Genomic DNA, 14,402 nt, shown 5'->3' on the forward strand with positions numbered 1-14,402 from the left:
TTACATTCTTTGTCTGGAAACCACATGACTCACTCAATTTTTTCACTTGGTGCAACTCTTGCGATTATCGGCTCTTCGGCTTTGGCCTCTGGGGCGACACATGCCGTTTCGGACGCGGTGATCGCAGAACAACGCGCCGCATTGGCCGCCGCCACCGATGGCAAGGGCTTTGGCCCGCAATCGCCGCGCGATATCGATTCCCCGGCCGGTTCGAACAGCCGCGCCTTTGGCGCCGCGCCCGCAGCAAGTGAAATGGCGCTTTGCGATATCCATTTCCATGAAAACGCAGAACACAAAGGCGGCCAGTTCACAAATTACGCCGGCAATGGCGATGGCGAGGGCTATGGCACCGGGTTCCAATTCACCGGAACATTGACCGAAGAAGAACTGGCACCGATCGGCATGGAAATTGGCAAGACCGAGCATGGCGATCTGGTGCCCGGCGACACCATCGAAATCCACTTTGTGCATTCCACCGCGCAGGCCACATTGGGCAACAGCCTGGGCACCTGCCTCACCGACTCTATCGGCAACCCCCAGTTGCGGGTCGAAACCGTTGTTGGCGTTCTGGTGGCCACGGGCGGTGCGGATTTCACCGAAATGGCCGACATTCAAATGATCAACGGGCTGAACCAGGTACCGAACCTGCCGACCGATCTGGGCGATCCGGTTGTCTATGACGGTTCGACAACCGGTCCGGGCTATAACAAAAAAGGCTCGCCCTACCAGGTCACGTGGAGCGTTCGTCCCCAAGTCGCCAAGATCAATCTGAAATCGGTTGGCGCATGGCTCGACGATAATCCATTTTCGGAAAATCATGCCCATGGCGTGCGCAATCTGGTGACCAATCCGGATCTGCTGTCCGAAATCGACTGATCCGAAAGGATCACTTCGGGTGGGGCGCAATCCCCACCCGGTTTGCTGGTATCTACCCCGCCCGCGCCTACAAAAGGTCGCAGGCATCGCTTGCTAAAACGGGCTTTTCCAGCGCATTCAATTCCCACATAAAACACGCATGCGTGATCGTATCACCCCCTTGGTGTTCAGCCTGCTGATCGTCTGTATTCTTGCGGTGTCCAGCGTGACATCCGCCGGTCTGCTGGCACCTGACCGCAATGATGCGGCATTGGCCGAGGCGACAGCGATCTTTGGCGCGCTGCCGGGGGATTACTGCGGCACAGAGGGCCATCACGAGCACAATTGCCCCTATTGCAACCTGTTGCCGACGGCACCGACCACGGATTTGCCGTCGCTCACGGCGGTTCTGACACCGCATTCTGCGTGGCAAATGCTTGCGGATTTGACCCGCAAGGCCCAGGCCCGAAATCCCCACCATTCCGCAAGAGCGCCACCGCATCGGATTTGACCCGCTGACAGTCTGAGACTTTCTGAGACCAACAGCGAAATCAAATCTCATCGACCACGGGCGGCGGGCGCATGTCGCGCCGCGTGGTTTGCGCTTTTTAACCCGACCGGCGAACCGGCGGGACTTTCCGGGATATTTTCATGTCTGAAACCACCAAACGCGCAGCGTCATCTGCCCTCTACCGCGCCATTTGGCGCTGGCACTTCATTGCGGGATTGCTGATCCTGCCCTTTGTTCTGATCCTTGCGGTCACCGGCGGCATTTACCTCTTCAAGGATGAAATCAACGACGCGGCTTATGCCAAGCTTCGGTTTGTCACGCCCACCGGCGCAGCGATGTTGGCGCCCTCGGCCCTCAGCGCTGCGGCCCTGAGCGAATTCCCCGGCACGATCAAAGCCTATGCGCCCCCCGCCGCAGAAGACCGGGCGGCACAGGTCAAGGTTCAGGCGGAAAACGGCATCACCGACACCATTTTTGTGAACCCTTATGATGCCAGCGTGATCGGCAGCCTGTGGGATGCGGGGGCGGCAGGCAGCACGCCAATGTATGTGGTGCGCAAGCTGCACTCGCTGGAATATGTCGGCTGGTTCGGCAATCGCCTGATCGAAGGCGCGGCCGGATGGATGGTGTTACTTGTGGGCAGCGGGATCTTCCTGTGGTGGCCACGGGGCCGCAAGCTGGGCACCACAACGATCAAGGCGACGCGCGGGCGGCCATGGTGGCGCGATCTTCATGCGGTGACCGGGATCTATACCGGTGCCTTCATTGTCTTTCTCGCGATGACCGGGTTGCCGTGGTCTACGGTCTGGGGCGGCAAATTCTATGATTATGCCTATTCCCTTGGGCTTGGGATGCCGGATGGCTATTGGTCCCATGTGCCGAAATCCACCGTGCCCACCGGCGACGTGGTCGATCACGCGCCGTGGATCATGGAAAAACAGCCCCTGCCGCTGTCTTCGGCGCACTCTGGCGTTCCGGTTGGATTGGATCAGATCATACAAACGGTCGAAGATCGCGGCATTGTGCCGGGATATGCCGTGTCGATGCCACGCGGCGATCAGGGGGTTTTCACCGCCTCGGTCTATCCCGATGACATTACATATGAGCGGGTGATCCACCTCGATCAATATACCGGCGCGGTGCTTTATGATGCGGGTTTGGCCGATCTTGGCACCCTGGGGCGCTGGGCCGAATGGGGGATCAGCGTGCACATGGGACAGGAATTCGGGCGGATCAATCAGGTCGTTTTGTTGCTGGCCTGCCTTGCCATGGTGGCGCTTTGCGTCTCGGCGGCGGTAATGTGGTGGAAACGCCGCCCCGTGGGCAAGATCGCTGCGCCCTCTCTGCCGTTGGATTGGCGTATCCCGCGCACCCTGTTGCTGATGGCCGTGGCGGCGGGCGTGTTCTTTCCGCTGGTTGGTCTGTCGATGCTGGTGATTGTCGCGGTTGAACTGGTGATCCATGTCACCGGGCGAGGCCGGCGCATGCAAAGCGCCTGAGCAAGTCCCCGAAACCGGGGCGATGTCCGGGAATTGCGCCGGGCATCGCCATATTGGCGCAATTACGCCTCCAGCTCTGCATCCCAATACAGGAAATCAACCCAGCTTTCATGCAGGTGATTGGGCGGAAACCGGCGTCCCATATTGCGCAGCTCTTCGGCGCCGGGCTGGCGCGGCGGTTTGCGCAGGGCCATTCCCGCCCGTGTCAGTGATTTCGACCCTTTGCGCAGGTTGCACGGCGCACAGGCCGCAACCACGTTCTGCCAGCTTGTGACCCCGCCTGCCGCGCGCGGCACCACATGGTCAAAGGTCAATTCGCTCTTTGCGCCGCAGTATTGGCAGCGAAATTCGTCCCGTAAAAAAAGATTAAAGCGCGTGAAGGCCACGCGCTTTTGAGGTTTTACATAATCTTTCAGAACAACCACACTGGGAATTCTGATGATGGTAGAGGGGCTTCGGACCTCGTGGTCATATTCGGCCACGATATCCACCCGGTCCAGCCAGGCCGCCTTGACCGCATCCTGCCAGGGCCATAGCGACAGCGGATAGTAAGACAAAGGCCGATAATCGGCATTGAGCACCAGAGCCGGGTATTGTTTCAGCGCCGAGGGCTCTCTGACAAAGTCCGTTCTGAATTCACCGTCCATCTTATCTCACGTCCTTCCACTCACCTCAAAAACGTGCCGGCCGCACTCCTGCGGGTGCCCATGGTCATCGCCACTATATATCGCGTTCCCAATCAGGCAAGCCTCTAGAATTGGCCCCATACAGGCAGGCCTAAGACAATTTCGTAACGGCCACATGACGTCTGCAAGATTGGTCATTTTCCGGCGGTCAACTGACCCTGATCGTCCACAGCAATACACAGAAGTTGAGTGTCGTTTTCCAGGAATTCAAGTTATATCGCACCGCTTTTGCCCCGATTGGCAAAGCTGGGGTTCAAAGTGCTGAAATTCGTGCCAAATTTGCGCGCCCACAGCGACCGGCATGTCGGCAACCGTGCCGAACCATCGCGGGACGCATCCGCCGGCAAAAGATAATTGATGCCCTGATAAGACCGGCCATGGCCGGCATAGAAAAACACGATGTCGTCGTCGGGGCCGATGGACTCAAGGAAATTCGACAGCGCCTGATCTGTGTCGGCTTCACCCGGATCCTGATGATGGCTGTCGAGAATAATCGGGACAAATCTGACCGTCACGAGGCACCCCTGTCGCAGAAAGCCCGGATCATCTCAGATTGCCATGGTCAAGGGCAAGCGTTTCGGCGCGTGCCGCCGAAACGTGATCTGTCATTGCGGTTGCGGCGCGGGGATCAGAACCCGCATTTGTCCCGCAAAAACGCCAGCGACACGCCCAGCCCATCGGGGTCGATGCCATGGGCCGTGCCCTTCATGATATGGGCAAAAACCTCTTTGAAACCGGCCTGTTGCAGCGCCTCTGCCGCTTCGGGCAGCGATTGCGGCGGCACCACGTCGTCCTGATCACCATGCACCAGCAGGATCGCAGGAAAGCTCACGGCCTCATCCTCCAGCAATTCCGGCGCCAGCAACCGCCCGGAAAACCCGACCAGACCGGCCACCGCATCTTCGCGGCGTGGGGCCACATGCAGGGCGATCATCGTGCCCTGGGAAAAACCGAACAGCGCGACCTGTTCCGGCAGCACATCTTCGTCCACCATGACGGAATCAAGATAGGCATTCAGATCCTCTGCCGCCCGCGCCATGCCGGATTCAGCTTCTTCTTGCGATGATCCGTCGATCCAGGGGATTGGAAACCACTGAAATCCCATCGGGGCCCCGGCGCAATCTTCGGGCGCATCCGGCGCCAGGAACAGCGTGTCCGGCAGATGTTCCGCCAAAGGATCAGCCAGCCCCAAAAGGTCAGCCCCATTGGCGCCATAGCCATGCAAGAACACCACAATCGAGCGGGTTTCACCCGAGACGGGTTCCTTGCGGCCGGATTTCAAAACACGTGTCATCGAATACCTTCCCTGTCCTTGGCATGTCTGTAGTAGGCCCAGAGCGCACGCGCCGCAACCGACCTCCAAGGCGCCCAATCAAGCGACATGTCCCGCAACGCGCGCTCTTTCGGGCGCTCTGGCAAATCGAACAACAGGCGCGCGGCCTCTTGCAGCGCCAGATCGCCGGGGGCAAAGACATCCGCCCGCCCAAGCGAGAACATGGCATAGATTTCCGCCGTCCAGGCGCCAATGCCCTTGACCGCCACCAACCGGGCGATGACATCCTCTGTCGGGGCCACGCGCAGGGCGTCAAAGTCGATCCCGGCTGCGGCCAGCGCATGCGCATAGGCGGCCTTTTGTCGACTGAGGCCAAGGTCGCGCAACGCCTGTTCGTCAACAGCGGCGATCGCAGTCGCGCTAGTCATCCCGGCCTCCTGCAACCGGGTCCAGATCGCATTGGCCGAGGCCACAGATACCTGCTGGCTGACAATTGCGCTCAGCAACTGGGCAAATCCATCTGGCCTGCGCCGCAATGGCAATGGGCAACAGGCGTCCAGCGCGGTCACAAACCGTGGATCGGCCGCGCGCAGCCAGTCAACACCTTCGGCGACACAGGCATCGGTTTCAATGATCCGCCCGACGTCCCCGTTTGATCCAGCCCCGTTTAGTCCAGCCCTGCTTAATCCAGCCCGGTTTAATCCAGCCATTCCGACACCTTTTTCATTGCGCTGGCAACATCGCGCACCACCACGGCATCCGGCAGTTTCGGCCGGTCGATCATGCCCACCCGAAGCCCCAGATTGCGTGCGGCCTGAAGCTTGGGCCAGCCGCCCGGCCCGCCGGCATTGCGCAGGATCACCCAATCAATACGCAATTGCCGCAGCAGGGCCATTTCCTGTGCCACACCAAAGGGGGCCGCGCCCTTCAGGAACCGGCCCCGTGGCAGGGGAAAGACATCATTGTGGTCGCTGATCTGGCGGCAATAGATGTAACAGCCGTTGAGGCAGGCAAACCGTTTGAGCCCTTCGCGCCCGGTGCCCAGAAACACCCGCGCCCCCGGCGCCACATGATGGCGTGCATCCCTGTCACGCCGCAAAGCCACCCAATGGTCCCGCCGCCCGGGACGCCAGGGCGCGCGTTCCAGCCGCAGCACCCTGATCCCGGCAACCCTGGCCGCCTCTGCCGCAATCTGCGATGCCCGCCAATCATTGGGATGAGAGGCATCAATCAAAAGCCGAATGCCGTGCCCCAACCGCTCTGCCAGACCTGCGGCTGTGAAGGGCTGCGGTGCAACGGCAATCGGCCAGCTTCGCGGCATGCGTTCCGGATCGGGCAAGATGACACTGGCCCGCCCCGTGATCCGCAACGCCATCGCACGCGCTTCGGCAGCGCCGCCGATCAACAAGATATCTTTGCCAGCCCCAAACATGGCAAAGATCTAGCGCAGACCCGGCCTGCTTGCACCCCACTTATCGCGCCATTGCGACCAGATGCACACTGGGATGTGCAGGAATGTGGTCTTGCTGTCGCCGCGCGCCGTCTATACCGATTTCGCCATGAGCGATACACTCCCCCACACCCCCGCCGCGCCGGACACCCGCGCCAAACGCAATGTATTTGTGTTGGTGTTGGCCCAGGCCATTCTTGGCGCACAGATGCCGATGATTTTCACCATTGGCGGCTTGGCGGGGCAATCGCTGGCGTCGAACTTGTGCTTTGCGACCCTGCCGATTTCGATGATCGTGATCGGATCAATGGTCACTGCGACGCCGATATCGGCCTTCATGCAGCGCCACGGCCGCCGCGCCGGTTTCTTTATTGGCGCGCTTGGCGGGGCCCTGGGCGGGGTGATCGGGGCCTATGGTCTTTATCTGCAAAGCTTTCCGATCTTTTTGATCGGCTCGTTCCTGACCGGGGTTTACATGTCAGCGCAGGGTTTTTACCGCTTTGCCGCCGCAGATACCGCCACGGATGATTTTCGCCCCAAGGCGATTTCCTATGTCATGGCCGGTGGTCTGGCCTCGGCGATCATTGGTCCGCAACTGGTGAAGATGACCGCCGATGCCTATGTGATCCCCTTCCTTGGCACCTATGCGGCGGTGATCGCGGTCAACCTTGTCGGGGCCTTGCTGTTCCTGTTCCTCGACATTCCCAAACCGCCGACACCTTCGGCCGATGCCCCCAAGGGGCGCAGCAAATGGCAGCTGATCACAACGCCGCGGATCGCCGTAGCAGTGATCTGTGCCATGGTGTCTTATGCGCTGATGAACCTTGTCATGACCTCGACTCCGCTGGCGGTGGTTGGCTGTGGCTTTGACAAGAATTATGCCGCCGATGTGGTGACCGGGCATGTGCTGGCGATGTTTGCACCGTCGTTTTTCACCGGCCACCTGATTGCCCGTTTCGGCGCGGAACGGATTGTCGCCCTGGGGTTGGTGATATTGGCAACGGCGGGTGGTGTCGCCCTTTCCGGTGTCGCGCTGGAGAATTTCTTTGTCGCCTTGATCCTGTTGGGACTTGGCTGGAATTTCGGCTTTATCGGTGCGACCACAATGCTGGCCAGCGCCCATGCCCCCGAAGAACGCGGTCGCATGCAGGGGATGAACGACCTGATCGTGTTTGGCGGTGTCTCGGTGGCGTCGCTTGCCTCTGGCGGATTGATGAATTGTTCCGGTGGCACGGCCCAGGCCGGCTGGACCGCGGTGAACCTGGCGATGGCACCCTTCCTGTTGCTGGCGGGGGCGGCGCTGATCTGGCTGGTGATGCGGCCCAAAGATGCTCCGGTTTGATCTTGGGTCTGATGTGACTGGGTCTGCTGTGACTGGCGTGATGTCACTGGTTTGATGTCTCTGGCCTGATTTCACTGGCCGGATGTCACTGGCCGGATGTCACTGGCCGGATGTCACTGGCCGGATGTCACTGGCCGGATGTCACTGGACTGATGTCTCTGGCCGGATCACACGGCCAGAGCAGACAACCTGCCAAACCCCGCCTACGGGGTTTGGCCGCGCCTAAAATCCCCCGAACCAGGTGCGGCGAAGCAACAGCGCCCGTTTGCCAAAACCGGACAACCCCAACGCGCCCTCAGCCACCAGACGCGGGTCGGAAATCGCCTGTGCCAGGATCGCCTCTGCCTGCCATGTGGCGCGCAGGGGCTCTCGGACTGCGGGCATGAAATACGTGGCCTTGCCCCGCTTCAACCGGTCAAGCGCGTCCTGCGCCAGCGCCTGCACCGCCTCTGGCCGACCATCCACCAGGGGCACCCGCCCCCGCGCCTCCAGCTCTGGCACCGCAGACAGATATTGCGCCACCCCGGCACCATAGGCGATATCGCGCACCGGTGTTTCCTGGGTACAGCCAAACCACTCTGCCGCCACCCAAAGCAGATTGCCGGCAGTGGCGTCGATATAGCTGTCGAAATCAGCGCGATCCTCAAACGGATCACGCCCGATATCCCACCTGCGGGCGTCAATCAGCGCATCCAGCGGCCCGACCTGAGCGCGCCGCAACACCGTGGCCAGCGGCGTGACCACCTCATGGCGCCGCACCTTGTCACCGCCTGCAATCTCTTCCAGCGCATCGCGCCACCATTGCAGCCGCATTTCGGCAATCATCGGTTCTTCGGTCACCCAGGGCGCACGCGAGACCTCGACGTTGAAGGCATAAAGCGGAAACAGCCTTTGCCGCGCCACGACACGGGTCGACATCGTCGCCATGAACCGATCCGGGTCGCCCTTTTCGACAATCGCCGCGCAGGCCTGCCAACCGTCGACTGTCATGCGCCGGTATCGCGGATCAGCTTCCAGCGGATCGCATCCAATAGCGCCTCCATCGACGCATCAACGATGTTGGGCGACACACCCACCGTGGACCAACGCCGCCCCTTGCCATCCTCGCTGTCGATGATGACGCGGGTCACCGCCTCGGTGCCGCCCTGGGTGATGCGCACCTTGAAATCCACCAGATGCATATCGTCGATCGAGGTCTGATACTTGCCCAGATCCCGCTTCAACGCCTGTGACAAGGCGTTGACCGGCCCGCGATCATTGCCCTCGTCATCATGGCTTTCACTGACCGACAGGATCTGTTCATCGCCAATCGTCACGGCGACCACGGCCTCAGAGGCACTGACAATCTGGCCCAGCGCATTGCGCCGCCGCTCCACCGTGACCCGGTAGCGATCCAATTCGAAAAACCGATGGCTTTTCCCCAATTCGTCCCGCGCCAGCAATTCGAAACTCGCCTGCGCCCCGTCATAGGCATAGCCGTCGGTTTCGCGTGCCTTGACCCGTTCAAGGATACGACCCAGCGCCGGATCGCCCTTCTCCACCGCCAGCCCGGCATCGGCCAAACGCTGGCGCAGGTTCGACTGCCCCGCCTGGTTCGACATCGGAATGACGCGTTCATTGCCCACCAGCGACGGCTCGATATGCTCATAGGTCGCCGGATCTTTCAGGATCGCACTGGCGTGCAAACCGGCCTTATGCGCAAAGGCCGACGCCCCGACATAGGCCGCTTGCCGCATCGGCACCCGGTTCAGGATCTCGTCCAGCATCCGGCTGATCCGCAACAACCCCGACAACGCCTCGCGCTTCACCCCGATCTCGTAATCGCTGGCAAAAGGTTCCTTCAACAGCAAGGTCGGGATCAGGGTCGTCAGATTGGCATTGCCACAACGTTCGCCCAATCCGTTCAACGTGCCCTGCACCTGGCGCGCACCGGCCTCGATCGCCGCCAAGGTGCCCGCCACCGCATTTTCGGTGTCGTTATGGGTGTGAATTCCCAATGCGCCGCCGGGAATACCCGAGGCAATCACCTCGCGCACAATTCCGCCAATCTCCCCCGGCAGCGTGCCCCCATTGGTGTCACACAGCACAACCCAACGCGCCCCCGCATCCAGCGCCGCGCGCAGGGTCTCCAGCGCATATTCCGGGTCGGACTTGTAACCGTCAAAGAAATGTTCGGCATCAAACAATGCCTCACGTCCATTCGCGGTGATATGCGCAATCGACCGCGAGATATTCTCGGTGTTCTCGGCATTGCTGATCCCCAGCGCCGCCTTCACATGATAAACATGCGCCTTGCCCACCAGACACACCGCACTGGTGCCGGCATTCATCACCGCCGCCAGCACATCGTCATTCTCGGCGCTGATACCTGCGCGCTTGGTCATGCCAAAGGCCGTCACCTTGGCCCGCGTCTTGGGGGCCGTATCAAAAAACGCGCTGTCTGTCGGGTTCGCACCGGGCCAGCCGCCTTCGATGTAATCAATCCCCAAACCGTCCAGCGCCTCGGCAATCCGCACCTTTTCAGCGGTGGAAAACTGCACGCCCTGGGTCTGCTGCCCATCGCGCAAGGTGGTGTCATAAAGATAAAGCCGCTCAGCCATGACTGTGCCCCTTGCTTCTTCTGTTCAAAAATATCCTCGGGGGGAGTCTGCATCCGCAGACGGGTTCAATTTGTCTGCATCCGCAGACGGGGGGCCGACAGCCCCCCTTGCAACATCCGCCAGACATCACAATGCCTCCAACTTGGCGGCGTCAAACCCCGGACCGGGCACCAATTCGACCCCGGCCTTGCTCATCCGCACCTCGACACCGGCGGCAATCAGCGCCTGTTTCATCGCATCCACACCGGAAAAATCTTTATTTTCCATCGCTTTGGCCCGCGTTTCATTGAACCGTGTCACATAATCCGACAGATCCACCGCAACACGGTCCCAACCGCCCAGATCCTCGCCCAACAACCCGAGCAGCGCCGCCCCGGCCTTTAGCGCCGGGGCCTCTCCGGCCGTGGCAAGCCGGTGCAATTCGGCAATCGCACCCGCCGTGTTCAGATCATTGGCCACCGCAGCCAAGACCGCCGCAGGCACATCAGAGGCCTCAACGCCCGCAACCATGCCGCGCCATTTACGCAAGACCGCTTCGGCCTCTGCGGCCTTCTTCTCGGTCCAGTCCATCGGCTTGCGGTAATGCGTCGACAGGAACACGAACCGGATCACCTCGCCCGGAACGCCCTGTTCCAGCAGATCGCGCACGGTAAAGAAATTGCCCAAGCTCTTGGACATCTTCTTGCCTTCGACCTGCAACATCTCGTTGTGCATCCAGACCTGGGCAAAATCGCCCTCAGGATGGGCGCAGCAGCTCTGGGCAATTTCGTTTTCATGATGGGGAAACATCAGATCGTTGCCGCCGCCGTGAATGTCAAACGACGCGCCCAACAGCGCAAAGGACATCGCCGAGCATTCGATATGCCAACCGGGACGTCCCCGACCCCAGGGGCTGTCCCACCCCGGCAGATCATCGCTGGACGGTTTCCACAACACGAAATCCATCGGATTGCGTTTATAGGGCGCAACCTCGACCCGCGCACCGGCGATCATGTCATCAACCGACCGCCCCGACAACGCGCCGTACTCTTTGTAGCTTTCGACCGAAAACAGCACATGACCCTCTGCCGCATAGGCATGGCCGCGCGCGATCAGATCGGCAATCATCTCGACCATCTGGGGGATATACGCCGTGGCGCGCGGCATATGTGTCGGCTCCAGCGTGCCAAGCGCGGCCATGTCATCAAGATACCATTGGCTGGTCTCTGCGGTGATTTCGGCAATCGACCGCCCGCTTTCGGCGGCACGTGCGTTGATCTTGTCATCCACGTCGGTGAAATTGCGCACATAGGTCACGTGACCCGCACCATATTCATGCCGCAACAGCCGGAACAGCACGTCGAACATGATCACATTGCGTGCATTGCCCAGATGGGCCCGGTCGTAAACCGTTGGCCCGCAAAGATAAATGCGCACGTTGTCGGGGTCGATCGGGGTGAACAGCTGCTCCCCCCGAATCTTGGTATTATGCAGTTTGATCTCGGCCATGGTCTCTCCTCGACACGCGCTGTGATGGGCGCACGAACGCTCGCGGCGGGCATAGCAAGATCAGTTCACAAAGGAAAGAAAGAGCAGGCCCGCCGAAAAATTCAGCGGGTAATGCAGCAAATGAGGGTTGCAAGCGTGCTCATGCGATCCGTTTAACACGGGTTGGCGCCCGCGCCAAGCGCGGTTTGCGCTGATCCAGCAAAGTAAGTGCCACGCCAACCGCAATCAGCCCGGCACCGCCCCATGTCAGCGGCCCGTATCGTTCCCCCAGCAGCAGCACCGCCGCCGCCATGCCGGTCGCCGCCGCGACATAGCCGATCTGGCTCAGCATCACCGGCCCGCCCAACCGTTGCAGCCGGAAAAAGGCCGGGAATGTTGCGCCGGCCACCAGAAATTGCGCCAGCGACACGCCGGGAATCTCGGCCAGGGTTTCCAGCGGGATACGCCCGTAATTGACGGTCAACACCACGGCAAAGACCACGGCGGCGGTCAGATGGCTCCAGAATGCCAACACCACCGGTTCGCCGCCTTCGGGCCAATCCAGCGTGCGATAGACATTGCCGATCGCCAGGATCACCGGAATGCCAAGCGCCGCCAGCGCCCAGGGCGACAGCCCCGCCAATTCACCCCGCCCAAGGGCCACCAAAATGGCCCCCGACATGCCAAATGCGATGCCGGCCAGGCCGAACGCCTTGGGCGCGCGCAGGCCGAACACCAGCGAAAACCCCAAGGTGAACACCGGCGACAATGCAAACATCATCCCCACCTGCCCGGCCCCGACATGGGGAATGGCGGCAAACACCAACAGATTGGCACCCACAAAGGTGATCAACCCGGCCAGCACCACATAGCGCAGCATTGGCCCGCGCGGCACCACCAGCGCCCCCCGCGCCAAAAGCCCCGGCACCAGTGCCACCGACGCCCCGACCGAAATCACCAAGGCCCAAAGCGCAGGCGGCACATGTGCCGCCCCCGCAAGCTTGCCCAAAGGAAAGTTCAACCCGGTCATCACGCCGGTGTAGATCAACAGAAACGGGATCGCATTAGGCATAGCTGACCACCTCGTATTCCACGCCATCCGGCCCTTCGAAGTAAAACCGCCGCCCCGGTTCGTAATCGGCGTGGTTGATCGGCACATAGCCTGCGGATGTCACCTTAGCTTCGATCGCGTCAAGATCATCCACCACGATGCCGATATGGTTGAGCGCCCCAAGATGGGTATAGCGCGTGGTCTGGCCTTCCATCCGATCCTTGGGGGCATAAAGCGCCAGATAGCTGCCATCGGTGCCGACATGCACCGTATAGCCTTTGCCGCCCAGGCCCTCGCCCTCCCAGCGGATGTGCCAGCCAAACAGATCGTGCAGAACGGCCGCGGTGGCGCGCGGGTCGTTGACGGTGATATTTGCGTGTTCCAGATAGGCCATGATTGGCTCCCTTTCAATTTATCTGGACGCAGGCTAATCCCTCAACTATGGTTCAGATCAACCTCAAAGTTTCGTTTGTTTTCAATGGATACGAATATGGCAACACGTGGATTGGGCATCGGGGTCGTGGCCGAACGCACCGGATTGGCGGTGTCGGCGGTACGGTATTACGAAGATCAGGGGCTGGTGCATCCCGGGCGCAATGCTGGCGGCCAGCGGGCCTTTGAACGGTCCGACATTCGCCGGCTGAGCTTTGTGCGCATCGCCCAGGGCCTGGGGTTTTCCATTGCCGAGATTCGCGCCGCCTTGGCCGAATTGCCAGAGGGGCGCACACCGACAAAATCGGATTGGGAGCGGATTTCCAATGATTTTGGCCGCATTCTGGACGCGCGGATTGCCCAGATGCAGGCCCTGCGGCGCAATCTGGATGGCTGTATCGGCTGTGGCTGTCTGTCGCTGGAGCGCTGCAAGCTGTATAATCCAGAGGACCGCGCAGCAAAGCTGGGACAGGGGCCAAGATTTCTGCTGGGGGACACCCCCAGCGACGCCGAATGACTTGCAGACCCGGCACGACCCCGGCAAAGTTGGCCCATGTCACGTGAATTGGTAAATCGCATTTGCGCCGCCCTGCCCGGTGCCGAAGTCTCTGACCCCTGGGGCGGTGGCCATGATGCCTGGAAGGTCAGCGGCAAGATGTTTGCCAGCATCGGTGCGGTGGGTGACGGTGTGTCGCTGAAAACGCCGGATATTGACTCTGCGGCCATGTTGATTGACCTGGGGCGCGCGATCAAAGCGCCGTATTTTCACCGGTCCTGGGTGCATGTGCCGTTCAGCATGATCGAAAACGGCGAGGTTCCCGAAGACGAGCTGCGCGACCGGCTGGAAAACTCCTATCACTTGATCCGGTCAAAATTACCGAAAAAGATACAGGCATTATTGAAATGAGCGAGCCGGTCAGCACGATCCGCAACCTTGGCCCGGCAATGGACGAGGCCTGTGCCCGGGCAGGGATTCACAGCGCCGAGGCCCTGCGGGAATTGGGGGCCGATGCGGCCTATGCCAAGCTGCTGGCCAGCGGCACGCGCCCGCATTTCATCGGCTATTACGTTCTGGTCATGGGGTTGCAGGGGCGGCCGTGGAATGATTGTCAGGGCGACGAAAAAGCCGCCCTGCGCAAAAGATTTGATGCGCTGAAATCCGCAAATCAGCCCAAAACCCACGCCGGTATCGAAAAGATCCTGAACGAAATCGGCGTGGTCGAACGGCGCTGATCG

Annotated in this window: 17 protein-coding genes; 7 read left to right on the forward strand and 10 right to left on the reverse strand. The window is 60.8% G+C overall.

Translation table 11 applies throughout. The features are described 5' to 3' along the window. Positions 1–24: 24 nt before the first annotated feature. The 3 genes from Q4577_RS10320 to Q4577_RS10330 all read left to right on the forward strand — a co-directional run bounded on the left by Q4577_RS10320 (position 25) and on the right by Q4577_RS10330 (position 2,865). Positions 25–876 (forward strand): delta-class carbonic anhydrase, encoded by an 852-nt coding sequence (locus Q4577_RS10320; RefSeq protein ID WP_303467717.1) that lies wholly within the window; start codon positions 25–27, stop codon positions 874–876. Positions 877–1,015: 139 nt separating this feature from the next. Next, complete coding sequence (locus Q4577_RS10325; protein WP_303467718.1) at positions 1,016–1,366, forward strand: hypothetical protein; 351 nt, start codon at positions 1,016–1,018, stop codon at positions 1,364–1,366. Between the two features lie 140 nt (positions 1,367–1,506). Continuing rightward, complete coding sequence (locus tag Q4577_RS10330) at positions 1,507–2,865, forward strand: PepSY domain-containing protein (RefSeq protein ID WP_303467719.1); 1,359 nt, start codon at positions 1,507–1,509, stop codon at positions 2,863–2,865. 62 nt (positions 2,866–2,927) lie between these two features. Here Q4577_RS10330 and Q4577_RS10335 read toward each other — a convergent pair whose 3' ends face one another. The 5 genes from Q4577_RS10335 to Q4577_RS10355 form a co-directional block, all read right to left on the reverse strand. Continuing rightward, on the reverse strand, positions 2,928–3,512 hold the full coding sequence (locus tag Q4577_RS10335; protein ID WP_244689862.1) for an HNH endonuclease: 585 nt from the start codon (positions 3,510–3,512) through the stop codon (positions 2,928–2,930). A 251-nt stretch (positions 3,513–3,763) separates the two neighbouring features. Further along, positions 3,764–4,066, reverse strand: coding sequence for a hypothetical protein (locus tag Q4577_RS10340; RefSeq protein WP_303467720.1), 303 nt, complete (start codon positions 4,064–4,066; stop codon positions 3,764–3,766). Positions 4,067–4,179: 113 nt separating this feature from the next. Further along, positions 4,180–4,845, reverse strand: coding sequence for an alpha/beta hydrolase (locus Q4577_RS10345; RefSeq protein WP_244689866.1), 666 nt, complete (start codon positions 4,843–4,845; stop codon positions 4,180–4,182). Next, positions 4,842–5,534 (reverse strand): DNA-3-methyladenine glycosylase, encoded by a 693-nt coding sequence (locus Q4577_RS10350; protein ID WP_303467721.1) that lies wholly within the window; start codon positions 5,532–5,534, stop codon positions 4,842–4,844. The genes Q4577_RS10345 and Q4577_RS10350 overlap by 4 nt, the downstream gene beginning before the upstream one ends. After that, a complete protein-coding gene (locus tag Q4577_RS10355) occupies positions 5,522–6,256 on the reverse strand; it encodes a precorrin-6A/cobalt-precorrin-6A reductase (protein WP_303467722.1) in 735 nt (244 codons plus the stop codon). The genes Q4577_RS10350 and Q4577_RS10355 overlap by 13 nt, the downstream gene beginning before the upstream one ends. Positions 6,257–6,383: 127 nt before the next feature. Between Q4577_RS10355 and Q4577_RS10360 the strand changes: the two genes are divergently transcribed. Next, positions 6,384–7,616 carry an MFS transporter gene (locus tag Q4577_RS10360; protein WP_303467955.1) on the forward strand — a complete coding sequence of 411 codons (1,233 nt, stop codon included), beginning with the start codon at positions 6,384–6,386 and terminating at the stop codon, positions 7,614–7,616. Between the two features lie 222 nt (positions 7,617–7,838). On the opposite strand, the gene Q4577_RS10365 is transcribed toward Q4577_RS10360, so the two are convergent. The 5 genes from Q4577_RS10365 to Q4577_RS10385 all read right to left on the reverse strand — a co-directional run bounded on the left by Q4577_RS10365 (position 7,839) and on the right by Q4577_RS10385 (position 13,131). Then, positions 7,839–8,606, reverse strand: coding sequence for a squalene/phytoene synthase family protein (locus Q4577_RS10365; RefSeq protein WP_303467723.1), 768 nt, complete (start codon positions 8,604–8,606; stop codon positions 7,839–7,841). Then, positions 8,603–10,216 (reverse strand): citramalate synthase, encoded by a 1,614-nt coding sequence (gene cimA, locus Q4577_RS10370; RefSeq protein WP_244689875.1) that lies wholly within the window; start codon positions 10,214–10,216, stop codon positions 8,603–8,605. Before cimA ends, Q4577_RS10365 begins: the two co-directional genes overlap by 4 nt. Positions 10,217–10,342: 126 nt before the next feature. After that, positions 10,343–11,704, reverse strand: a complete 1,362-nt coding sequence (gene cysS, locus Q4577_RS10375) for a cysteine--tRNA ligase (protein WP_303467724.1) — start codon at positions 11,702–11,704, stop codon at positions 10,343–10,345. A 139-nt stretch (positions 11,705–11,843) separates the two neighbouring features. Continuing rightward, positions 11,844–12,755 (reverse strand): DMT family transporter, encoded by a 912-nt coding sequence (locus Q4577_RS10380; RefSeq protein ID WP_303467725.1) that lies wholly within the window; start codon positions 12,753–12,755, stop codon positions 11,844–11,846. After that, positions 12,748–13,131 (reverse strand): VOC family protein, encoded by a 384-nt coding sequence (locus tag Q4577_RS10385; protein ID WP_303467956.1) that lies wholly within the window; start codon positions 13,129–13,131, stop codon positions 12,748–12,750. The genes Q4577_RS10380 and Q4577_RS10385 overlap by 8 nt, the downstream gene beginning before the upstream one ends. A 93-nt stretch (positions 13,132–13,224) precedes the next feature. Between Q4577_RS10385 and soxR the strand changes: the two genes are divergently transcribed. The 3 genes from soxR to Q4577_RS10400 are packed head-to-tail and all read left to right on the forward strand — an operon-like array spanning position 13,225 to position 14,399. Further along, entirely contained in the window at positions 13,225–13,683 is a 459-nt protein-coding gene (gene soxR / locus Q4577_RS10390) for a redox-sensitive transcriptional activator SoxR (protein WP_244689883.1), read from the forward strand. 36 nt (positions 13,684–13,719) lie between these two features. Then, the gene (locus Q4577_RS10395; RefSeq protein ID WP_303467726.1) at positions 13,720–14,073 is read left to right on the forward strand and encodes an MmcQ/YjbR family DNA-binding protein; all 354 of its coding nucleotides are present in this window, start codon (positions 13,720–13,722) and stop codon (positions 14,071–14,073) included. Then, entirely contained in the window at positions 14,070–14,399 is a 330-nt protein-coding gene (locus tag Q4577_RS10400) for a TfoX/Sxy family DNA transformation protein (protein WP_244689888.1), read from the forward strand. The genes Q4577_RS10395 and Q4577_RS10400 overlap by 4 nt, the downstream gene beginning before the upstream one ends. Positions 14,400–14,402: the final 3 nt, after the last annotated feature.

The organism is Marinovum sp. 2_MG-2023, from assembly GCF_030548265.1.
Lineage (GTDB): Bacteria > Pseudomonadota > Alphaproteobacteria > Rhodobacterales > Rhodobacteraceae > Marinovum.

Coding starts and splice junctions, on each gene's coding strand:
- soxR (WP_244689883.1), top strand. CDS start 13,225: ATGGCAACACGTGGATTGGGCATCGGGGTCGTGGCCGAACGCACCGGA.
- Q4577_RS10355 (WP_303467722.1), bottom strand. CDS start 6,256: ATGTTTGGGGCTGGCAAAGATATCTTGTTGATCGGCGGCGCTGCCGAA.
- Q4577_RS10350 (WP_303467721.1), bottom strand. CDS start 5,534: ATGGCTGGATTAAACCGGGCTGGATTAAGCAGGGCTGGACTAAACGGG.
- cimA (WP_244689875.1), bottom strand. CDS start 10,216: ATGGCTGAGCGGCTTTATCTTTATGACACCACCTTGCGCGATGGGCAG.
- Q4577_RS10345 (WP_244689866.1), bottom strand. CDS start 4,845: ATGACACGTGTTTTGAAATCCGGCCGCAAGGAACCCGTCTCGGGTGAA.
- Q4577_RS10360 (WP_303467955.1), top strand. CDS start 6,384: ATGAGCGATACACTCCCCCACACCCCCGCCGCGCCGGACACCCGCGCC.
- Q4577_RS10320 (WP_303467717.1), top strand. CDS start 25: ATGACTCACTCAATTTTTTCACTTGGTGCAACTCTTGCGATTATCGGC.
- cysS (WP_303467724.1), bottom strand. CDS start 11,704: ATGGCCGAGATCAAACTGCATAATACCAAGATTCGGGGGGAGCAGCTG.
- Q4577_RS10330 (WP_303467719.1), top strand. CDS start 1,507: ATGTCTGAAACCACCAAACGCGCAGCGTCATCTGCCCTCTACCGCGCC.
- Q4577_RS10395 (WP_303467726.1), top strand. CDS start 13,720: ATGTCACGTGAATTGGTAAATCGCATTTGCGCCGCCCTGCCCGGTGCC.
- Q4577_RS10400 (WP_244689888.1), top strand. CDS start 14,070: ATGAGCGAGCCGGTCAGCACGATCCGCAACCTTGGCCCGGCAATGGAC.
- Q4577_RS10325 (WP_303467718.1), top strand. CDS start 1,016: ATGCGTGATCGTATCACCCCCTTGGTGTTCAGCCTGCTGATCGTCTGT.
- Q4577_RS10380 (WP_303467725.1), bottom strand. CDS start 12,755: ATGCCTAATGCGATCCCGTTTCTGTTGATCTACACCGGCGTGATGACC.
- Q4577_RS10365 (WP_303467723.1), bottom strand. CDS start 8,606: ATGACAGTCGACGGTTGGCAGGCCTGCGCGGCGATTGTCGAAAAGGGC.
- Q4577_RS10335 (WP_244689862.1), bottom strand. CDS start 3,512: ATGGACGGTGAATTCAGAACGGACTTTGTCAGAGAGCCCTCGGCGCTG.